The sequence below is a fragment of the Brenneria goodwinii genome (assembly GCF_002291445.1).
Lineage (GTDB): Bacteria > Pseudomonadota > Gammaproteobacteria > Enterobacterales > Enterobacteriaceae > Brenneria > Brenneria goodwinii.
In genome coordinates this window covers 901,323-924,590 of the sequence record NZ_CP014137.1, presented here as the reverse complement: position 1 = coordinate 924,590, position 23,268 = coordinate 901,323, and the positions used below count along the sequence as shown (strand labels likewise).

Annotated in this window: 15 protein-coding genes; all 15 read right to left on the bottom strand. The window is 51.3% G+C overall.

Features of this window, described 5'->3' with window-relative positions; genetic code table 11:
• Positions 1-3 precede the first annotated feature (3 nt).
• Positions 4-2,514 carry a type VI secretion system Vgr family protein gene (locus ACN28R_RS04055; protein ID WP_095833666.1) on the bottom strand — a complete coding sequence of 837 codons (2,511 nt, stop codon included), beginning with the start codon at positions 2,512-2,514 and terminating at the stop codon, positions 4-6.
• Positions 2,515-2,529: 15 nt separating this feature from the next.
• Complete coding sequence (locus ACN28R_RS04050; protein WP_186364040.1) at positions 2,530-5,373, bottom strand: ImcF-related family protein; 2,844 nt, start codon at positions 5,371-5,373, stop codon at positions 2,530-2,532.
• A gap of 412 nt (positions 5,374-5,785) precedes the next feature.
• Positions 5,786-6,973, bottom strand: a complete 1,188-nt coding sequence (locus ACN28R_RS04045) for a hypothetical protein (protein WP_145957959.1) — start codon at positions 6,971-6,973, stop codon at positions 5,786-5,788.
• A gap of 25 nt (positions 6,974-6,998) precedes the next feature.
• Positions 6,999-8,000 carry a DUF4123 domain-containing protein gene (locus ACN28R_RS04040; protein ID WP_095833663.1) on the bottom strand — a complete coding sequence of 334 codons (1,002 nt, stop codon included), beginning with the start codon at positions 7,998-8,000 and terminating at the stop codon, positions 6,999-7,001.
• 1,026 nt (positions 8,001-9,026) lie between these two features.
• Positions 9,027-10,055: a putative type VI secretion system effector gene (locus ACN28R_RS04035; protein WP_095833660.1), complete on the bottom strand. Its 1,029-nt coding sequence runs from the start codon at positions 10,053-10,055 to the stop codon at positions 9,027-9,029.
• 67 nt (positions 10,056-10,122) lie between these two features.
• A complete protein-coding gene (locus ACN28R_RS04030; RefSeq protein ID WP_186364039.1) occupies positions 10,123-11,028 on the bottom strand; it encodes a putative type VI secretion system effector in 906 nt (301 codons plus the stop codon).
• Between the two features lie 196 nt (positions 11,029-11,224).
• A complete protein-coding gene (locus ACN28R_RS04025; protein ID WP_095833658.1) occupies positions 11,225-12,253 on the bottom strand; it encodes a putative type VI secretion system effector in 1,029 nt (342 codons plus the stop codon).
• Between the two features lie 70 nt (positions 12,254-12,323).
• Positions 12,324-13,355, bottom strand: a complete 1,032-nt coding sequence (locus tag ACN28R_RS04020; protein WP_095833657.1) for a putative type VI secretion system effector — start codon at positions 13,353-13,355, stop codon at positions 12,324-12,326.
• 267 nt (positions 13,356-13,622) lie between these two features.
• Positions 13,623-14,324 (bottom strand): putative type VI secretion system effector, encoded by a 702-nt coding sequence (locus ACN28R_RS04015; RefSeq protein ID WP_222103765.1) that lies wholly within the window; start codon positions 14,322-14,324, stop codon positions 13,623-13,625.
• 195 nt (positions 14,325-14,519) lie between these two features.
• Positions 14,520-15,548: a putative type VI secretion system effector gene (locus ACN28R_RS04010; protein WP_095833655.1), complete on the bottom strand. Its 1,029-nt coding sequence runs from the start codon at positions 15,546-15,548 to the stop codon at positions 14,520-14,522.
• Positions 15,549-15,612: 64 nt separating this feature from the next.
• On the bottom strand, positions 15,613-16,653 hold the full coding sequence (locus ACN28R_RS04005) for a putative type VI secretion system effector (RefSeq protein WP_095833654.1): 1,041 nt from the start codon (positions 16,651-16,653) through the stop codon (positions 15,613-15,615).
• A 69-nt stretch (positions 16,654-16,722) separates the two neighbouring features.
• A complete protein-coding gene (locus ACN28R_RS04000; RefSeq protein WP_095833653.1) occupies positions 16,723-17,763 on the bottom strand; it encodes a putative type VI secretion system effector in 1,041 nt (346 codons plus the stop codon).
• Positions 17,760-20,561, bottom strand: a complete 2,802-nt coding sequence (locus tag ACN28R_RS03995; RefSeq protein ID WP_095833652.1) for a T6SS effector BTH_I2691 family protein — start codon at positions 20,559-20,561, stop codon at positions 17,760-17,762. The genes ACN28R_RS04000 and ACN28R_RS03995 overlap by 4 nt, the downstream gene beginning before the upstream one ends.
• 24 nt (positions 20,562-20,585) lie before the next feature.
• Positions 20,586-20,852, bottom strand: coding sequence for a PAAR domain-containing protein (locus ACN28R_RS03990; RefSeq protein WP_095833651.1), 267 nt, complete (start codon positions 20,850-20,852; stop codon positions 20,586-20,588).
• A gap of 21 nt (positions 20,853-20,873) precedes the next feature.
• The gene (locus ACN28R_RS03985; protein WP_095833650.1) at positions 20,874-23,258 is read right to left on the bottom strand and encodes a type VI secretion system Vgr family protein; all 2,385 of its coding nucleotides are present in this window, start codon (positions 23,256-23,258) and stop codon (positions 20,874-20,876) included.
• Between the last annotated feature and the right edge of the window lie 10 nt (positions 23,259-23,268).

Sequence of the window (23,268 nt, the reverse complement as noted above, 5' to 3'; positions counted from 1 at the left end):
ATATCAGCTCTGCAATAAATGGATGGATATAGCTTCTTCACTGCTTCTGGCGAAAACTTCAGTGTATCCTTGAGTATCCGTAGTTCCCTTTGTATATGTCCCATCAGGGAAATAGGCGATATAATTAGTCTTCACATATGGTTTATTCATATCATCTGTCATAAGAAATCGAATATTATAATCAGCTATATTATTAAACTGAGGCAATATAGGCGATTCTATTGACGCAGATCCCATCCGCTGCACCACCGGCGTCTTCAGCAGCACATTATTCGACGCCCCCAGCTCAATCTGACCGTCCTTAAACCGGATATACCCCCCGCCGCAGTTCAGCAGCAGTTCCGTCTTCGCCGTCACCACTACCCTGTCGTCCTGACTCGCCACCGTCAGCTGTTTTTGCGCCAGCAGGTCCATGGCATCGCTCTGCGCCTGCACCTCCACCTTGCCCGCCGCCGCCAGCAGCTTTATTCCCAGCCGCTGCGCAAACAGACTCAGCGTCTCCCTCACCGCCACACGAAACGATTTGCCGATGCCGATATCCCCGTCCGCTCCGCTCGTGGCTATCAGATTCTCGCCCGCCGACAGTTGCACGCTCCCCGGCGTCACCTGCGCTATCCCCGACGGCGCCGATATCAGCACCGCCTGCTGTTTCAGCGCCTTCAGCGTCTCATTCAGCAGCGCCGTCTGCTTCTCGATATCCGCCAGCTCCGCCCTCGCCGCCTGCGCCGCATGCCGCAGCCCTTGCGCTTCCGACCGGGCATTCTCCAACTGCGCTATCGCTTCCTGCATGTCCAGCTGTTCGGAACCGGCGCGCTCCCGCCTCTCCGCGCTGATGAAAATCCCTTTCCCCGCCCGTATCGCCCCCCACTGGTCGGTGCGCAGCTCAAACCCTTCTCCCCGCTGCTCACGGGTACTGTCCACCAGATGCCCCAGGTTCAACTGCGACTTGCCGCCGTACTCGGTCGACAGCTTGATATGCTCTTTGCCCCGCTCGTCCTCCATCCGCAGCTTGTTGTTGGCCGGCGTGCGGATAACGTTGCGTTTGTTGTTCGCCTGCGTCACATGGTCCGGGTGCCGTGAGTCATGCAGCGCACAGGCGATATACGGCCGGTCCGGGTTGCCCTCTTCAAACGCTATCGCCACCTCCGTTCCCGCCAGCAGCGGCAGGTGCATGCCGTAGGTGTCGCCGCTGTAGGGTTTGGCGAGACGCACCCACAGGCTTTCGTAACCCGTCTTCCAGTTATCCAGGTCGAAGTCGAACTTCACCCGGTAACGCCCCATCTTGTCCAGATGCGCGTATGTGTCGCCCGCGGTAATACTCGTCACCCGCGCCGGCAGCGTCCCCGCTATCCTCGGTCGCGCTTCTGGCTCCGGGCGGAATCCCACCGTTTCACTGTAGGGAATGCCGGTAAACGTCAGCATATAGCTGCTGTCACGCCGCGCGCCGGCACTGATAGTAGTGATGACTATCCCTTTGGCGAATATCGCCGGCACCCCGCCGGCGATTTCCAGCATCTGTCCCGGCGCCAGCGTTGAGGCATTGCTCTTCCCGCTCAGTTGATGCTGATTATTCAGCAGCCGTTCGTGGCGCAGCCGCGCGTAGAAATCGCCTCCTTCCGCCGTCTCGCCGCCCGACTCACCGCTTTCGCCACCCAGCGTCAGGTAGTTGTCGCCGTAGCGGTACACCTGTCCGTAAGTGCTCTCCCCGCCGCCGCTCACCTCCGCTTCGGTCTGCAGACCGTCTCCCGCTTGGCGGTAGTTGTAATCCTTCACCCGCACCGACTGGCTGACCACCTGATGCGCCGAGCTCAGCCCCCATACCGACTCCACCCCGTTGTCGTTCATTCCCGACGGACTGCGCAGCGGCAGGCTCACGTCAAACTGGTAGAACTGCTGGTCGTCGGCGAACACCACCACTTCCCTTTTCAGCCGCGCGTCCATCTCGAAGCGATACCAGATACCCACTTCCGCCAGCAGCCGGTCGATAAACGCCCGGTCGCTCTCCTGCCACTGCATCACCTGCTCGCGCGGCGGGTAGCGGTTGCGCAGGCGGAACTCGAACTGCCAGCCTTCAAACTGATGCTGCCGGCGCAATATCTGCTCGACTATCTCCGGCACCGACTGGTTCTGGTATATCGCCGGCCGCCCGGCATTGGCCAGCAACGCCAGCCGCGGCTCCAGCGTCAGTTGATAGCGCACCTCGTCCGCCGACGCCGACAGCCGCTGAAACTGCGTCACCACCCCGTGTACCGCCCGCGCCGAGGCCGCAGGCAGCGCCACATCGCCGAGCGTGACGCCCGGCGCGTTGAAGGTAAAGGTGGCGTCCTGCAGCAGCATCTCGCCGGGGGCGATATCGCTGCCGCTGGTAAAGGTTATCTGGTAGCAATAGGTCTGGCTCAGCCCCTCGGTGGCGCTAAAGGACTCCACGTCCAGGTCGGTTCTGCCGCTCACCGCCAGCGAATAGCGATTCAGCGTGCCGGTGAGGCGGCCGGCGAGTTCGGATACGGACAGCATGGTTATCCTCCTTGTTTATTCAACAAAAATCTTCTCCGGCAGCCGGAAATTGCGCAACTCCAGCAGCGCCAGCGGCCCCTTGCCCAACTCGGTTCGCAACACATAGTTGAGCGGCAGACCGTCCTGCGCGCGCCACACCAGCTGGTAACGGCTGCTGTCGATAGGCGTCACCTGCGCTTTTTCCAACAGGCGAATTAGCCCCCACGGCCCTTGCAGATTGGCGTATTCACGATTGCCCGATGTCGTACTCGTCCAGGTCAGCATCACGCCCGGCCGGAAATGATTGCCCGGCCAGGCTATCGCGTTCCAGCTCTCCATCTGATTGAAGTATTTGATGTTCTGACCATCTATCGTCAAATCGGTCTGCACGATATCCCGCGCCGGCCGCGCCATCAGTTCAAAACGCATTCCCGCGTCGCCATCGGCAAACACAATATCCGCCAGTTGGCTGAGCTGGTTTATACGCCGTAGAAACTCAGGGTCGATAGTCATTCCCTGACTGTTAATGGGATCCGGCACCCACTGATTGCCTTCCTTATGCAATATGCCGCCTAATCGGGTATTGAGAAAACGCGCAATGCGCCCGGTATCGGCGCGCAGATATTGTCCCAACAGCGGCAGCGACGCGTCGCTTGAGGTGGCCCGGAACGGATAACGTCCGTCGAACGCGTCATTCCACTCATCCACGATGGCATGCTGCCACTGCGTGTTAAGGCTGGACGCGGTAGGAGACAGCACCTCTTTCCACGCCTGCTCGACCGGTTGTACGAACAGCGCGTCGCCGAAATTGCTCCATGCCTGCCCCAGACTGGCCGCCAGCAGACTGCCATAGTCGCGGGTATCCGTCAGATCGACCGTTTTGCCCTGAAACACCGTTTTCGCCATCGCCTGCGCCATCGCCTGCGGATCCGGCGCGTTGGTGATCTGTTGCAATTTCAGACGCACCCGCGTCAGGCGGATCAAAAAGGTCTGGAGCGTCAGTCCGTTATTGTCCTGTCCGGCGGCCTGAGGATTCAGCACCGCCAGCAGCGGACCGAACGTGTAGTCCAGCGGACCGGGCTGGCTCGCCAGCAGTTTGTCCTGCTCGCTATCGCTTCGGCGGAACAGATTGCGGGTTGATTGCTCGACCGTACCACCGACGGCAAGCGCGTCCTTGCCGGTGGCCGCCTGCCAGGCAATGGCTTTCATCAGCGCGCTCAGCGGTGACTGGCGCGCATCGGCCATCAGCGTCAGTTGATCGATGGAGTCTGAGAGCGAAGCGGCAGGCTGCCACTGCATGTTATTGAGAAAATCCAGCCAGGCAGTGGCGAAATCGTTGAAGTAGCGCTCACGCAGCCGTGCCTTCAGGTCGTCCGACGACAGCGCCTGCTCATGGGCTCGGTTATCGCTCAGCACCCAGTCGGCCTCGGCGCTGCGCTGGCTCACTACTCTGTCAATCGCTTCTCGCGCCTGATTTTCCCAGCCCTGACGGGTAAACATGCCGGGTACGGCGCTATCGTTGCTGAACAACAGGGAGGCATCGGTATCGCCGGTCAATTGCATCAGCGTCAGGTCTGGCGTCTGATGGGCAACCTGCTGCAGCATTTTCTGGTACAACGCATTTTCCATATCCTGACGGGCGGACTGGCGCAGCAGCGACTTGCGCGCCAGGGCGACCAAACGCGTATCCGGCTCAATGCGCCACTCAGGATGCGCAGGCAGATGTTGCGCATAAAACGCCAGCAGAGACGGCGCGGTCGCCTGCCAGACGCCTTCCGCCACACCTTCGCGTTGTGGCCAGACGCGGGCCAGACTTCGGGCCAAAAAAGCCGGCTCCACGTTTTCCGGCCGCGCCATCATCAGATACGCTTTGAGGCTGTTATAAAGCGGACCGGCATCTTGACGCTTTTGGAGACTGAGCAATGCTATTTCGTCATGCAGACGTTCGGCGACGGCATCGCGCATCAGGCGATCATTGCTGTGCTGATAAACCGGCCACAGGGCGTCAAGCTGCGCCTGACTCTGGTCCAGCCCGAAGCGCGTATACCTCGGACTCCCCGCCTGTACGTTATGCTCAAGCCGCCCCATCTCCTGCTGCAGCGACAACTGCGCCAGCAGGCGCTCACTTATCCCGGCATCCTCTTTCAATACGCTATCGGCTAACTGGCCGTTGCCGATTATCTGCGCGCGATTATTCAGGAAAGACATCAGGCTGCCCGCTCCCCATACCAGAGCCAGGCCGATAACGCCCCACTGGGCCGTGCGATTCCAGTCTACGCCCAGCCGACGGGCGGGCAGATAGCCGGCATCGCCGATAAGACCGCTCCAACTGGCATCCGGTAACCAGCCATGGCGGGCGACGCCTTCCCGCGCCGCGACCGGCAGGCTGAACATCATCCCGGCCAGTTGCACCGACTGCGGCCCGACGATAAGCGGCGTCAGCGCCTGTTTAATACGGTCAATACCGCCACCGGCAAGATCCTGCGCCAGCCGGAGCAGAAAATCATGACGCGGATCCGACATCACCTGCTGCATTCCCTTTTGTGTCAGGCGCGGGGTCAGCAGGTCAAGACCGGCCGCCAGTTCATGCGGTTTGCATCCGGCCGGCAATACGCAACCCACCGGCTGAGTATCGCGATCCTGCTGATCCCACTGGCTTTGGCGCACCTGCCAAAGGTACAGCGGCACATTCCACCCAAGCGCGCGATAACCCTCATGCAGGCGGCGGGCCATTGCGTCGGCGAAAACCGCATCTTCCGCACGCTTTTCACCTGCGATCCAGACCATAGCATCAAGAGGACGCCGACGAAGCTGGCGCAGCGCTTTCAATTTTTCATGATCAAGCGCGCCAGTAAGTTCTCCGCCCCAAATCAGCGCCACGCCATCACCTTCAAGCCATTGACTGCTTGTTACTCCAGGCGCGGCATGTTCAACCTCTAACGCATCACCGAATACAAAGAGAATTTTAACTTTACGCTTCCAGCGCCTCCCATATCGATAATGTAGATGGTCTCGTATTTCCGTTATCCAATTCAGCTTATCGGCTGAAGATGTCGTATTTTCAGAAATATCAACCTGATTTTTTTCGAATCTGATACCTCCTCGGCCTGCGTTCACTCCTACATTAAAAAACATGAGTAAAAGACCAGAGCCTGACATAATCATCAGCCATAAATATATTTGACGTCGGGGTCCCCCCCAACCAATCCTTTCGCCACAGAAATAGCAAAAGGCGGCAGCCACTATACCAATCAACAATAAGCAAAAGAATAATCCCAATGCTCGCCAGAAATTAAACGTTTTCATTTCTAACCTGCTCCATAACTTTTGAGGAGGGGGCCAACGTATTGAGAATCAGTCGCCCTTGATTCCCGCAAGCAACTATTTGTGGCTCCTGATATTTTTCGATAGAGGCCAGAGCTAGCGCGATGGCTAGCCAGATACTATCTCTTCCTGATGGGCCAAGGAAAAGAGTAATATCTTGACTTTGTGGAATATTATTATGCTGATGCGCAATAAATTGCTGATTAATGGTAATCGTCAGAGAGGCCAATTGATCATTATTCAATCCCATGCACCATATATTTTGTGCGTCCGAAACCGTTTTCTGATAATGCAACATATCCGATATATCATCAGATAATATGGAGAAATCACTTAAAAGCGGTCTCAGTAAATGAGCCTTACAGCAAATCTCTTCCAGATTCCGATTGTTTGATAACAAGAGAACCATCCCATACTCGGCTTTTTTTACTTGCTGAACGTCGGATTCATTTAATTGAATATTGATAACAATAAAGATTTTATTTTTTCCTTGAATAATCCAATTATCAATATTCTCCATATACGATGATGGTATAAAATTAAAGCCAGAAATTTTTTCTTTTGGTAATCCCATCGCCAACCAATAGTCTTCAAAATATGATGGAGAAAACGAATCTGGTTCTTTGACGAAAAAAACCTCAAACTCATTGAATGGCAATAATTGTTGAAAACGCCCACGCATGGAAAATAGTAATTCCCGCAATAATTCATTTGATTGAACTTCATCAGTTTGGTCGTCATTAAATAAAGCAGGATTATCCTTTCTCACCGTAAACTCATCATTATTTATAAATGAATTTTTATCAAGCGATGCCGGCAGCATTAGTTTATCGTCAACAATAATTAGTGAGTTACCACACCAATTCTTCCATTTCAGTTCAATAAGCTCAGCCTGATTACAATAGCGCTCATAGTAGTCCAGATCGAGACCATATTTATAACACCTCAGTGAGTAAATAATAAGACCGAATAACGCCATGCCAATCGTAACTATACTCAACAACTGATAAAATTGAGCATCCAGATGAAGCGCATTAATAATATAGAATCCCAAAAATGTGAGAAAGACTAATATTGCAGCTGCGCGAATCCATCGCTGACGAACGATCGCTTTAGGTGCTATTGGCGCTATGACCTTTTGTATGGGCCAGGACATTCGCCATCCTCCAATTAATAATTATTCAGAGACAGGGTTCAGAAGGTAACAACGGATTATAGTTAATCTTCTGACATTCATCGATAATCGTATTCCAGTCAGTATTTTCCAGCAATTTCAGCAAAGGCTGATAATTTTTATTAACCGTCTTTTCAGCGGCAGTAATACACGAGGAAAAGGCATTGTGATAATAAATATTCGGGTGTTTGGTTAAAATAGCCATACCTAGCGCCAAATAGACATCTGACTGCGACCAGATCGCCGTACTGTGCAGATAATCCATGGCGGCATTAAGCCATTTCCTGGCTGTCGATTCACTTACTCGCTTTTCAAGCCGACTGTGAATACGATAGTCGTGCAGGATCCTGGTCAGAATGCCGGCTCGTTTAATTTTTTCCCAACAGTTTGCATTGATGGATAAAGAGAAATCCATTTGCTCTTCTCCCTGATAAAAACCAGTTTCATAAACCAACGTTCCATCACCATCAAGAAAATACCACATATTAACTGCGCCGAATAACCTTGAACGTTGCCAGTCATCCATATGATTTGACACTTGACTTATTACCGTCGGATCAAAAAAACGCAACATGAATAAACCATCATCTATTACCCGTTGTATGGCAGTTTCACCAATATGTTTTATAAGGTAGTCAACAGGCGCCGATGTAATTAACCATCCACAAACTGTTCTACCATTACCTTCCTTTTGTCTTACAGGATCCAGCTCATTTAACGCTGCCGTCATACTCCAATTAAGCAAGTCTTTCTCTTCCGGCCCAATAGATACCAGCCAGAGTTTGAAAACGTCTTTTAAATCTTTATGGGGAAAAGTAATATAGTGACATTCTCTTTCCTCAAAAAAAGACAATATCTCATCAACCTTTGATAACCCATTAAGTGTTGGCTCCACCAATAACCAAATTTTATTTTTCCCAGAAAGAATCTGGGGTTCTAATATGGAAACATTATACTCTGTATACCTGGTTATCGCCTCTTCACCAAAATCAAATGCATTGATATTCATACCCAAACCATCCCGAACGGTTTAATTTTTATAAAAACTCTATTTTATCGAAAAAATAACGTTAAAATTTAAAAAACGTTTTACCTTCATGTCAAAATAAATATACTAAAATATAGAAAAATTATTTCAGATTACTATTTTGCGATATATAACGAAACATACCCATAATACCTATTGTTATTTTTATCCATTTTCTTTGGTTGAGACTCGCTATATTTATCTTTATATCCCCAAGGATGTACGTTATCCGCTGAATTCGGCCACACAACCTGATCAATGCGCCAGAGACCATTTGATGATATCTTTTTTGCAACAATTGTAATAATTGGAGGTTTACTGTCAGTATTAATCTCTAAATAGACAAAATCATCTTTCTTTTTGCTGGTTAAAATTTCCGAACCGGATCCGAAAGTGAATGAGCGAATCTGTAATTTTTTTGCGCTAGCATGGCGTCATAAAATAATAAACCATAATCTGAAAAATCATATTTTTCATCATCAGAAAGAGTATCTAAAATACTATCATCATAAAATCTGGCGCCCGGAAGATTCATGATAAAAGTATCGTTTTTTAGATTGAAAAAACCGTTAAAACAAAATGTCCTTACTAACCGTTCCATATATCCTTTTTTTTTGCGTCACGAGTAAAACGATGCCAGACCTCATAAAAATCATCACATTTATATGCCTCAATGAAACTGTTAACCGCATCTTCCGGAGTATAGGATCGTAAGGTATTAGGATATATTCTCGAAGGATTTTGATTAGCTTGCGCATAATTTACTCCCAACGAGATCGAAAGAAAGAAAACCACCATGGCAAAAAAACAATTAAAATACTTCATTAGTTATCTCATTTGAAAATGATATTCATCAACGCTCACACGTATTAATCAAAAGTTAATTCTCATTATTTTAAATTCCACCTGATACAAATCAAAAAACAGGTTCATTTAGAGCCAACATTATTTTAAAGCCACTCCAGCTTCTCAGGTGACGAATAATATATTTATGCTATTGCCAATAAGTCAGTAATAATACCAGCTCTCACGACTCCATATAAATTGCGCACAGGGCCGCGGCGGCTTGCTGGTATCCTCCGGTGAATACCACTCTCCCTGACGCTTTAATTCTTTTTCTCGTCTGGCCGTTATTTTCTTCAAGCTTATCCATTTGGGATTGCGCCAGCCAAACACCTTAAATATTTTCTCCGCCAGTTTGCAGGTGGTAGACGCATATGCTTTATAGGCGCTATAAAAAAAAAGCCCCCAAAAAGCAATATTTATCCCTACCGAAAGAGTAATCAGCAAATAAAACTTCCCATTGTTATTAAAGAACTCATAAAGAAAGTTATCCCAAAACGTACCTTCCCTCATAAGCAAAATAGTAATACACATCGTTATGGTAAAAAAGAATGTCATAAACGTGCCTAATTTGATTCTAAAAAGCGCATCAATATAGCGACCATGGTTGCACTCTGGGCATACCGAGACAATCCGTAACGCCGGTACGGCAATGGCATAGACCTGATAGTGGTCGTCCTGCCACTCCGCCGCCAGTTCCACCTCATCGCCCGCCTTTAGATGCGTCATCCCCACCCAGCCAGCAAAGGGCTGACCGTTTATCACCCCTTCCACATAGTCCGCATCGTCTAAAACGGCTTCTTCTCTTTTCAGCGCCAGCCCCGCCAGCGCCGGACTGCCGATGGCGATGGCCGCCGCTCCCGCCATACCTTTTTCTCCCGCCGTCAATTTTCTGTCTGAAACATTGGTATAAACATCAGGATCAAAGTTGGCCTTACAGCGGATGCGACTAAACACCTCCAGCCGCCCTGTGATTTTTTCCAGTTTGCCTCTTGGTGGCAGTACCGGTGCCGGCGGCAACACCTGCCAGGCGCTTAATACCTGCTGGTAGTGTTGCTCAGCCTGCACCAAATCAGCTTCCGTGACGCTACTGTGATTACTGTCCAGGCGACGACGTACGGATTGTATTTTTAGCTTAGCTTCAAACAGTTGCTGATCAAGCTCCCTGGGGTCAATCGCCTTTTCTTTTCTCATCGCATTCCCTTTTAGCTGCGTGAAGCCATCCGGCAATTAATAATATTTTTTATGTAACGACCAAAGATCAGTAATAATGCCAATACTCTTCATCCCATAAAAATTTCGCGCTGGGCAACGGCGGCTTGCTGGTATCATTCGGCGAATACCATTTTCCCTGGCGCATTAATTCCTTTTCTCGCGTGGCCGTTATTTTTTTTAAGTTTATCCATTTGGGATTGCGCCAGCCAAATACCTGAAATATTTCCTCCGCCAGTTTGCAGGCAGTTCCCGCATACGCTTTATAAGCGCTATAGAAAAATAGACTCATAAATGATCCGCCTATACCAATTAAAAATGTTAAAGCTAGATAATAGCGTCCTTGATTATTTATTATAGTATTAAATAAATTCTCTCCAAAACTACCATCACCCATAAAGCAACTAACAATTGTATAAAAGACAGTTATTGATGACATAAAGCAAACATTTATCTTAACCTTAGAAAGAGCTTGAATATAACGACCATGGTCGCACTGCGGACATACCGAGACAATCCGCGCCGCCGGTACGGCAATAGCGTAGACCTGATAGTGGTCATCCTGCCACTCCGCCACCAGCTCCACCTCATCACCTGCCTTTAAAGCCGTCATCCCCACCCAACCGGCAAAGGGTTTACCGTTTATTATCCCTTGCACATAGTCCGCGTCGTTTAAAATCGGCTCTTCCTCTTTCAGCGCGAGCCCCGCCAGCGCCGGGCTGCCGATGGCGATGGCCGACGCCCCCGCCGCGCCCTTTTCCCCTGGAGTCAATGTTCTGTCGGAAGAGGTGGCATAAACATCAGGATCAAAGTTAGCCTTGCAGCGGATACGGCTAAAAGACTCCAACTTGCCGCTGATTTTTTCCAGTTTACCTCTGGGCGGCAACACCGGCGCCGGCGGCAAGGTTTGCCATTCGCTTAATACCTGCTGATAGTGCTGTTCCGCCTGCGCCACATCAGCCTCAGTGACACCATACTCGCTGTTGTTATAAAGGTAACGGCGAGCGGACTCCACTCTACATTCCGCCTTAAACAGTTCCTGGTGAAGTTCCCTGGGGTCAATCGCCTTTTCATTTCTCATCGCATTCCCTTTTAAAAAACGATCCAGCTTCTCAGGTGACGAATAATATATTTATGCTATTGCCAATAAGTCAGTAATAATACCAACTTTCATGACTCCATATAAATTGCGCACAGGGCCGTGGCGGCTTGCTGGTATCCTCCGGTACATACCACTCTCCCTGACGCTTTAATTCTTTTTCTCGCCTGGCCGTTATTTTCTTTAAGCTTATCCATTTGGCATTGCGCCAGCCAAACACCTTAAATATTTTCTCCGCCAGTTTGCAGGTGGTAGACGCATATGCTTTATAGGCGCTATAAAAAAAAAGCCCCCAAAAAACAATATTTATCCCTACCGAAAGAGTAATCAGCAAATAAAACTTCCCATTGTTATTAAAGAACTCATAAAGAAAGTTATCCCAAAACGTACCTTCCCTCATAAGCAAAATAGTAATACACATCGTTATGGTAAAAAAGAATGTCATAAACGTGCCTAATTTGATTCTAAAAAGCGCATCAATATAGCGACCATGGTTGCACTCCGGGCATACCGAGACAATCCGTAACGCCGGTACGGCAATGGCGTATACCTCGTAGTGGTCGTCCTGCCACTCCGCCGCCAGTTTCACCTCATCGCCCGCCTTTAGATGCGTCATCCCCACCCAGCCGGCAAAGGGTTTGCCGTTTATCATCCCTGCCACATAGTCCGCATCGTCTAAAACGGCTTCTTCTCCTTTAAGTGCCAGCCCCGCCAGCGCCGGGCTGCCAATGGCGATGGCCGCCGCTCCCGCCATACCTTTTTCTCCCGCCGTCAATTTTCTGTCTGAAACATTGGTATAAACATCAGGATCAAAGTTGGCCTTACAGCGGATGCGACTAAACGCCTCCAACCGCCCCGTGATTTTTTCCAGTTTACCTCTCGGCGGCAGCACCGGTGACGGCGGCAGCGCCTGGTAGTCGCTTAGTACCTGCTGATAGTGCTTTTCTGCCTGCGCCACATCAGCCTCGGTGACACCATTCTCGTTGTTATAAAGACGGCGGCGTGCGGCCTCCACTCTACATTCCGCCTTAAACAGTTCCTGGTGAAGTTCCCTGGGGTCAATCGCCTTTTCATTTCTCATCGCATTTCCTTTTAAAAAACGATCCAGCTTCTCAGGTGACGAATAATATATTTATGCTATTGCCAATAAGTCAGTAATAATACCAGCTCTCACGACTCCATATAAATTGCGCACAGGGCCGTGGCGGCTTGCTGGTATCCTCCGGTGCATACCACTCTCCCTGACGCTTTAATTCTTTTTCTCGCCTGGCCGTTATTTTCTTTAAGCTTATCCATTTGGGATTGCGCCAGCCAAACACCTTAAATATTTTCTCCGCCAGTTTGCAGGTGGTAGACGCATATGCTTTATAGGCGCTATAAAAAAAAAGCCCCCAAAAAGCACCACTAATTACCAGCATCAAGAAGGTAACCAGATAAAATCGGCCATAATTATTCATCACCGCATCAAGAAAATTTTCCCAAAAAGTCCCCTTATCCAGAAAAAAATCTGCGGTTTTAAAAATAGTGGGCAAAAGCAGAGCCATAAACGTGCCCAACTTGATCCTAAAAAGCGCATCAATATAGCGACCATGGTTGCACTCCGGGCATACCGAAACAATCCGTAACGCCGGTAAGGCAATGGCGTATACCTCGTAATGGTCGTCCTGCCACTCCGCCGCCAGCTCCACCGCGTCACCCACCTTTAGATGCGTCATCCCCACCCAGCCGGCAAAGGGTTTGCCGTTTATCATCCCTGCCACATAGTCCGCATCGTCTAAAACCGTCTCTTCCCCTTTCAGCGCCAGCCCCGCCAGCGCCGGACTGCCGATGGCAATGGCCGCCGCACCCGCCATGCCTTTTTCTCCCGCCGTCAATTTTCTGTCTGAAGCATTGGTATAAACATCAGGATCAAAGTTTGCCTTGCAACGAATACGACTAAACGCCTCCAACCGCCCCGTGATTTTTTCTAGTTTGCCTCTCGGCGGCAGCACCGGCGGCGGCGGCAGCGCCTGGTAGTCGCTTAGTACCTGCTGATAGTGCTTTTCTGCCTGCGCCACATCCGCCTCGGTAACGCCATACTCGCTGTTGTTATAAAGACGGCGGCGTGCGGCCTCCACTCTACATTCCGCTTCGAACAATTGCTGGCAGAGCTCTTTCGGGTCAATCACTTTTTCATTTCTCATCGTCTTCCCTTTTAATAACGCTCCTGATGTTCAGGCGATGAATAATATTTTCATGCAATGAAAATCAGTAATAATACCAACTCTCACGACTCCATATAAATTGCGCACAGGGCCGCGGCGGCTTGCTGGTATCCTCCGGTGCATACCACTCTCCCTGACGCTTTAATTCTTTTTCTCGCCTGGCCGTTATTTTCTTCAAGCTTATCCATTTGGGATTGCGCCAGCCAAATGCCTGGAAAATATTTTCAGAAAGTTGACAGGTTGTTTTTACAAAATCTCTGTAGGAAAGATAAAAAAAAAACCTATAAGCGGACTAATTGTTCCTACCATCAAAGTAGTAAATAGATAAAAATCATTATAATCATCTATTATTGAGTTAATTAAAACGTTCCAAAAAACTCCATCACTTATTAAGAATCTGATAAGGCTAAAAATAATAGCTAGTGACAGTATCCAGTAAACAGTTAACTTAACGCTGATAATTGCCTCTGCATAGCGGCCATGGTCACAGCGAGGGCATACCGAGACAATCCGCTGCGCCGGTACGGCAATGGCATAGACCTGATAGTGGTCTTCCTGCCACTCCGCCGCCAGCTCTACCTCGTCCCCCACCGCCAGATGGGTAAATCCCACCCAGCCGGCAAACGGCCGGCCGTTTATCATCCCTTGCACATAATCCGCATCAGGCAAAGGCGCATCTTCATCTTTGATTGCCAGCGCCGCCAACGCCGGGCTGCCGATGGCGATGGCCGCCGCCCCAGCTACCCCTTTTTCTCCCGCCGTTAACTTTTCGCCTGGAGCATTGGAGTAAGAATGAGGATAAAAGCTGGCCTTACAGCGAATGCGACTAAACGCCTCCAGCCGACCGCTGATTTTTTCTAGTTTGCCTCTCGGCGGCAATACCGGCGGCGGTGGCAGCGCCTGCCATTCGCTTAATATCTGCTGATAATGTTGTTCCGCCTGCGCCACATCCGCCTCGGTAACGCCATACTTGCTGTTGTTATAAAGGTAACGGCGAGCGGATTCCACTTTGCATTCCGCCTCAAACAATTGTTGATGCAGCTCTTTCGGGTCAATCACTTTTTCATTTCTCATCGCATTCCCTTTTAAAAAACGATCCAGCTTCTCAGGTGACGAATAATATCTTTATGCTATTCCAACAAGTCAGTAATAATACCAACTTTCATGACTCCATATAAATTGCGCACAGGGCCTCGGCGGCTTGCTGGTATCCTCTGGTGAGTACCATTCTCCCTGACGCTTTAATTCTTTTTCTCGCCTGGCCGTTATTTTCTTCAAGCTTATCCATTTGGCATTGCGCCAGCCAAATACCTGAAATATATCTTCAGCCAGTTTACAGGTGGTAGACGCATATGTTTTATAGGCGCTGTAGAAAAATAGGCTCATAAATGAGCCGCCTATACCAATTAAAAATGTTAACGCCAAATAATAGCGCCCCTGATTATTTATTATAGTATTGAATAAATTCCCCCCAAAACTTCCATTATCCATAAAACAACTAACAATCGTATAAAAAATAATTATTGCCAACATAAAATAAATATTTATTTTTGTTCTAAAAAGCGCATCAATATAACGGCCATGGTTGCACTCTGGGCATACCGAGACAATCCGTAACGCCGGTACGGCAATGGCATAGACCTGATAGTGGTCGTCCTGCCACTCCGCCGCCAGTTCCACCTCATCGCCCGCCTTTAGATGCGTCATCCCCACCCAGCCAGCAAAGGGCTGACCGTTTATCACCCCTGCCACATAGTCCGCATCGTCTAAAACGGCTTCTTCTCCTTTAAGTGCCAGCCCCGCCAGCGCCGGGCTGCCAATGGCGATGGCCGCCGCTCCCGCCATACCTTTTTCTCCCGCCGTCAATTTTCTGTCTGAAACATTGGTATAAACATCAGGATCAAAGTTTGCCTTGCAACGAATACGACTAAACGCCTCCAACCGCCCCGTGATTTTTTCCAGTTTACCTCTCGGCGGCAGCACCGGTGACGGCGGCAGCGCCTGGTAGTCGCTTAGTACCTGCTGATAGTGCTTTTCTGCCTGCGCCACATCAGCCTCGGTGACACCATTCTCGTTGTTATAAAGACGGCGGCGTGCGGCCTCCACTCTACATTCCGCTTCGAACAATTGTTGATGCAGATCTTTCGGGTCAATCGCCTTTTCTTTTCTCATCGTCTTCCCTTTTAATAACGCTCCTGATGTTCAGGCGATGAATAATATTTTCATGCAATGAAAATCAGTAATAATACCAGCTCTCACGACTCCATATAAATTGCGCACAGGGCCGTGGCGGCTTGCTGGTATCCTCCGGTGCATACCACTCTCCCTGACGCTTTAATTCTTTTTCTCGCCTGGCCGTTATTTTCTTCAAGCTTATCCATTTGGGATTGCGCCAGCCAAATGCCTGGAAAATATTTTCAGAAAGTTGACAGGTTGTTTTTACAAAATCTCTGTAGGAAAGATAAAAAAAAACCCCTATAAGCGGACTAATTGTTCCTACCATCAAAGTAGTAAATAGATAAAAATCATCATAATCATGTACTATTGAGTTAATCAGATTTTCCCAAAAAGTTCCCGCATCCATGAAAAAACCAATAGTGCTAAAAATACAAACTATTGACAATATCCAATATATAGTTAATTTAGCGCTGATCACTGCCTCAGCATAGCGGCCATGGTCGCACCGAGGGCATACCGAAACAATCCGCGCAGACGGTACGGCAATGGCATAGACCTGATAGTGGTCGTCCTGCCACTCCGCCGCCAGCTCTACCTCGTCCCCCACCGCCAGATGGGTAAATCCCACCCAGCCGGCAAACGGCCGGCCGTTTATCATCCCTTGCACATAATCCGCATCAGGCAAAGGCGCATCTTCATCTTTGATTGCCAGCGCCGCCAACGCCGGGCTGCCGATGGCGATGGCCGCCGCCCCAGCTACCCCTTTTTCTCCCGCCGTTAACTTTTCGCCTGGAGCATTGGAGTAAGAATGAGGATAAAAGCTGGCCTTACAGCGAATACGACGAAACACCTCCAACCGCCCACTGATTTTTTCCAGTTTGCCTCTTGGTGGCAGCACCGGCGGCGGCGGTAGCTCCTGCCAGGCGCTTAATACCTGCTGATAGTGCTGTTCCGCTCGCACCAGATCGGCTTCCGTGACGCGACTGTTATAACTATCATCGTGAATATCAAGCTGGCGGCGAGTATATTTTACGTTGAATTGCGCCTCAAACAATTGCTGGCGGAGATCTTTCGGGTCAATCACCTTTTCATTTCTCATCGCATTCCCTTTTAAAAAACGATCCAGCTTCTCAGGTGACGAATAATATCTTTATGCTATTCCAACAAGTCAGTAATAATACCAACTTTCACGACTCCATATAAATTGCGCACAGGGCCGCGGCGGCTTGCTGGTATCCTCCGGTGAATACCACTCTCCCTGACGCTTTAATTCTTTTTCTCGCCTGGCCGTTATTTTCTTTAAGCTTATCCATTTGGGATTGCGCCAGCCAAATACCTGAAATATCTCTTCCGCCAGCTTACAGGTGGTTTTCGCATACGCTTTATAGGCGCTATAAAAAAATAGGCCCCAAAGGGCACCACCAAGTACCAGCATCAGGGTAGTTCCCTGATAGAATCGGCCATGACCATTCATCACCGAATTAAGAAGATTTTCCCAAAAAGTCCCTTCCCCCATAAAAAAGCCGATAGAACTAAAGACAATAAACATAAGCAGAGTCATAAACGTGCCTAATTTAGCTCTAAAAAGCGCATCAATATAACGGCCATGGTTGCACTCCGGACATATCGAGACAATCCGCGCCGCCGATACGGCAACGGCGTATACCTCGTAATGGTCGTCCTGCCACTCCGCCGCCAACTCCACCTCATCGCCCACCGCCAGATGGGTAAATCCCACCCAGCCGGCAAAAGGTTTGCCGTTTATCATCCCTGCCACATAGTCCGCATCGTCTAAAACCGTCTCTTCCCCTTTCAGCGCTAGCCCCGCCAGCGCCGGGCTGCCGATGGCAATGGCCGCCGCACCCGCCATGCCTTTTTCTCCTGGCGTCAATGTTCTGTCGGAAGAGGTGGCATACACATCAGGATCGAAGTTGGCCTTGCAGCGGATGCGACTAAACGCCTCCAAACGCCCCGTGATTTTTTCCAGTTTGCCTCTCGGCGGCAATACCGGCGGCGGCGGTAGCTCCTGCCAGGCGCTTAATACCTGCTGATAGTGCTGTTCCGCTCGCACCAGATCGGCTTCCGTGACGCGACTGTTATAACTATCATCGTGAATATCAAGCTGGCGGCGAGTATATTTTACGTTGAATTTCGCCTCGAACAATTGTTGATGCAGCTCTTTCGGGTCAATCACTTTTTCACTTCTCATAGGATTTCCTTTAACGCCTTTTCCAGATTGACCAACTGCTCGTCATAGCCGACAAATGCCGTTTTTTGACCAAAGCGGCACTGGGTGCACCAGACCTGCAAATCATCATCGGAAAATAACGTTACGATAACCTGCAATAGTATCAGCGCTACCTGAACCTGCCAGGAAGCCAGTATCCCTAAAAAGCGCAGCAGACCGAGACGCGCGGCAAAAGCCTTAGTCAGGACCTCACCGGTATTTAACGCAGACGAAGCAACTATTCCTTTATAGCCGTAAACAGATGCCAATTTACCGGCGGAGGCAAGGAACGTTCCCAGATATTTTAGCGCTCCAACTCCATCTACTACTCCTTTGACGACATAAAAACAAGCCAGACCAAAACGGTTTTGGCTCTGCGACTTGTTGAAATTCATACCATCAAGCACTACGGTTAATACCGATGCGGTGCCACCGACAAAGGCACCGAATAACTTTACGCGCTCGATAGAGATTTTGGCCGCCGCTTCGCCTTTTTCCAGCGCCGGCAATAGCAGGTCGCTGATCACCGACATCATACTTAACCCGCTGGCGGCCAGCGCGGCCTGGCTTTTCCGGTCATCCTGCTTAAGCTGGCTGTATAGATAGCCGACGTCCAGCGCATTGAAAAGCAGCATCAGTAGTCCGACGCGCGATACTTTCAGGGTATTTCTTCCCTCGTCTGTGCCGGAAAACTCCGCCCAACTACTATTCAGTTTTTTATACTTTTCTAACCTTTCACCGCCCTCCGGCAAAAACTCCTGGCTATTTCTCAGATCCTGCAAAATCTGCCGGCGCAGGTGCGGCATCTCCTGTAACTGAACCTCGAAGAGTCTCAGCGTATGCTCCACTGGCACGCCGGCCCTGACGGAAAAGATGGTCTTATAAATCATCATGGTAAGATTATCAATATGGCCCCCCAGGCGGGTAACGTTAAAGATACGATCGCCCACCGAGGCCATAAACATATCCGTCTTTCTAAAATGCCGGTTTATCCAGTCGGGATTATTCGGTAGATCTTCAACGGATGCTTTCAGCGCTTTAGAGACAAAACTGGAATATTTTTTCAGATCGCCGGATTTCGCCAGCGCGGCATTCAATGCCGCCAGCGTGGTCGGCGTGGGATCGTTTTTAGCGCTCTTCGCCGAGGCCAGCAGGGCTTCGAGTTCGCCTTTTATCTCCGGGTTATTACCGGCAATCTGGTTCCAGATCAGATTAGCGTCGCTGCCGGTACTTTGTTCATCAACCCAGCGTTCAATCAGCGCCTGCCCTTCCGGGGTATTGCCGATACCGCACAGCGCCACGCTGACAATATGGCCGTAGTTAAAGTTATCGAGAAATTCCGTCGTTTTATAATCCTGCAAAGTAATAATAAATAATTCCGCTTCCAACCATGCCAGAACATTTTCCGTTCGCTCAGTAAATGCTTTCGCTACTGACGAGTTGAAGGCGTCACAAGACTGCACGAAACATTCCCGCCGGTCGTTATCCAATTTAGCCTTATATTTCTGCCAGCTTTGATTACGCCACTCGGTCGATTTAGTCGGATAACTTGCCAGCCAGCCGTCCACCGTTTTTTTTAATCCGGCAAATTGCGTTTTCCGTTTATCCACGTCTGTCTGGCTGAAGGCATTGCGCTGCTGAATATAGGAGTACGGCACCTTTTGCTGATACCACTGGTCCACCCTATCGCATTCGTACAGCAGTTGCTGCCGCATCGCCGGCTGGCCGGTGAAGTATTTGTTGATGTTGTCACGCTGTTTCTGCGTTTCCGCCAGAATATCCACCGGGCTCGCCATTCGGTCGCGCCTCGACGCCAGCTGGTTCTGTGCGGCATCGCTGAGCAGCCCCTGCACCATCAACAGATCGCTATGGGTTTTCAATTCAAATTCCCGCTCATTGGAAAACTGCGCCTGACGCCCGGCGATATCCATACACCAGCCGTTCAGCTCGTGTACGATGCCGATGGCATCCCACAGAGGCAGTAATAGCGGCGCGCAGGACGAACCGTCTTTTTTCTTGCTGCGGCGCAGCATTTTCTGTGCGGTGTCCCGGCTTTTACCCTGTCGCCCCAACGCCCAGGGATAGAGCGTGGAAACACTTTCCAGCACTCTTTGATCGTAGCTATAAGCAGGCCCATTGGCTTTGGCGACAGCGCTTATCGTCCGTTGCTGAGCCGATGCGGCTGAAGTGACGCAGGGCAATAACCCGGCGGAGCTGATATCCTGATAGTCAATCACGCTTTGCAACGCGTCCGCCGTCGCCTGGGTGGCGCCGGCCTGTTGCGGCTGATTAATCCATCTGGACGGCTGGATTTTCTGCATCCGCTTATTGCGCGCGCGCTCATCCTGCTGATAACGCGTCAGCGTCGCGCCGCTCCATTGATATTGACTGAACGCGACCCATACATCCCCGCACGTTTCAGGCTCCGCGATACAAAAAAATTCAACCATTGCAGGATCATGCTGTTCCACATTACATGACGGCGCCTTTTTCTCTTTAGGTTGGCCGGCATGGGTTTGTAACCACAGCGATCCATCAGGCGCAATACTGTAGCACTGCCAGTCATTGGCGCCTTGAGATCCTTTGGCATAAAAAATATACAAATAACCGTAGCGCAACGCTCTTAAGGCGTAATGGTCGCCATTTTCCAGCGGTACCCCGGTCAGCGGCGCGCTTTGCGCCCAGGCTGGCAAACGGGTGGAAATGGTTTTAGGCACGACGGCATAACGCACCGGCAGGATTGCCAGACCGGTGGAAGTACATTCGTTGTTACAAGCCATGGTAGAGTCCTTTTCAATTACCGCTTACTGATTAAAAATTTGCGCTTGCGCCACCACCCGGTGATTAGGACACCGGCACATCACCCGATCCTGATCCTGTACCAGCCGGGTTGCGCCATCCATGATGCCGTCACAGCTTCCCATGATGGGGAATGTACCTTTGCAACTGCGGCACGTCGCCATATCCCCACTCTGCGCCACTTTTTTTCCCTGCTCAAAATAACTGGACGAGGCGGTAACGATATTGCCGTTAGTGGTGGGATCACCCAGACAAGCAAGTTTTTTAGTCATTATTTTCCCCTGAAAGACACATCATGAACTGAGCGTAACGAAAGATTCCTGATTCCGCGCTGCGGTTTCCACACCCTGCTCGCAGCCTTGCGGCAACTGCACTGCTGCATTAATACTGGCCGCACTCATGCGCTGTAGAGCCGGGGTTTTTAATATCACGTTATTCGGCGCCCCCAGCTCAATCTGACCATCCTTGATGCGGATAAACGCTCCGCCGCTGGTCAGCAGCAGTTCCGTCTTCGCCGTCACCACTACCCTGTCGTCCTGACTCGCCACCGTCAGCTGCTTTTGCGCCAGCAGGTCCATGGCATCGCTCTGCGCCTGCACCTCCACCTTGCCCGCCGCCGCCAGCAGCTTTATTCCCAGCCGATGCGCAAACAGACTCAGCGTCTCCCTCACCGCCACACGAAACGATTTGCCGATGCTGATATCCCCGTCCGCTCCGCTCGTGGCTATCAGATTCTCGCCCGCCGACAACTGCACGCTCCCCGGCGTCACCTGCGCTATCCCCGACGGCGCCGATATCAGCACCGCCTGCTGTTTCAGCGCCTTCAGCGTCTCATTCAGCAGCGCCGTCTGCTTCTCGATATCCGCCAGCTCCGCCCTCGCCGCCTGCGCCGCATGCCGCAGCCCTTGCGCTTCCGACCGGGCATTCACCAACTGCGCTATCGCTTCCTGCATGTCCAGCTGTTCGGAACCGGCGCGCTCCCGCCTCTCCGCGCTGATGAAAATCCCTTTCCCCGCCCGTATCGCCCCCCACTGGTCGGTACGCAGCTCAAACCCTTCTCCCCGCTGCTCACGGGTACTGTCCACCAGATGCCCCAGGTTTAACTGGCTTTTGCCGCCGTACTCCGTACTGAGCTTGATATGCTCCTTGCCCCGCTCGTCCTCCATCCGCAGCTTGTTGTTGGCCGGCGTGCGGATGACGTTGCGCTTGTTGTTCGCCTGCGTCACATGGTCCGGGTGCCGTGAGTCATGCAGCGCATAGGCGATATACGGCCGGTCCGGGTTGCCCTCTTCAAACGCTATCGCCACCTCCGTTCCCGCCAGCAGCGGCAGGTGCATGCCGTAGGTGTCGCCGCTGTAGGGTTTGGCGAGACGCACCCACAGGCTTTCGTAACCCGTCTTCCAGTTATCCAGGTCGAAGTCGAACTTCACCCGGTAACGCCCCATCTTGTCCAGATGCGCGTAAGTGTCGCCCGCGGTAATACTCGTTACCCGCGCCGGCAGCGTCCCCGCTATCCTCGGTCGCGCTTCAGGCTCCGGGCGGAATCCCACCGTTTCACTGTAGGGAATGCCGGTAAACGTCAGCATATAGCTGCTGTCACGCCGCGCGCCGGCACTGATAGTAGTGATGACTATCCCTTTGGCGAATATCGCCGGCACCCCGCCGGCGATTTCCAGCATCTGTCCCGGCGCCAGCGTTGAGGCATTGCTCTTCCCGCTCAGTTGATGCTGATTATTCAGCAGCCGTTCGTGGCGCAGCCGCGCGTAGAAATCGCCCCCTTCCGCCGTCTCTCCGCCCGACTCACCGCTTTCGCCACCCAGCGTCAGGTAGTTGTCGCCGTAGCGGTACACCTGTCCGTAAGCGCTCTCCCCGCCGCCGCTCACCTCTGCTTCGGTCTGCAGGCCGTCTCCCGCCTGGCGGTAGTTGTAATCCTTCACCCGCACCGACTGGCTGACCACCTGATGCGCCGAGCTCAGCCCCCATACCGACTCCACCCCGTTGTCGTTCATTCCCGACGGACTGCGCAGCGGCAGGCTCACGTCAAACTGGTAGAACTGCTGGTCGTCGGCGAACACCACCACTTCCCTTTTCAGCCGCGCGTCCATCTCGAAGCGATACCAGATGCCCACTTCCGCCAGCAGCCGGTCGATAAACGCCCGGTCGCTCTCCTGCCACTGCATCACCTGCTCGCGCGGCGGGTAGCTGTTGCGCAGGCGGAACTCGAACTGCCAGCCTTCGAACTGATGCTGCCGGCGCAATATCTGCTCGACTATCTCCGGCACCGACTGGTTCTGGTATATCGCCGGCCGCCCGGCATTGGTCAGCAACGCCAGCCGCGGCTCCAGCGTCAGCTGATAACGCACCTCGTCCACCGACGCCGACAGCCGCTGAAACTGCGTCACCACCCCGTGTACCGCCCGCGCCGAGGCCGCAGGCAGCGCCACATCGCCGAGCGTGACGCCCGGCGCGTTGAAGGTAAAGGTGGCGTCCTGCAACAGCATCTCGCCGGGGGCGATATCGCTGCCGCTGGTAAAGGTTATCTGGTAGCAATAGGTCTGGCTCAGCCCCTCGGTGGCGCTAAAGGACTCCACGTCCAGGTCGCTTCGGCCAGAAACAGACAGTTGATAACGGTTCAGCGTGCCGGTGAGGCGGCCGGCGAGTTCGGATACGGACAGCATGGTTATCCTC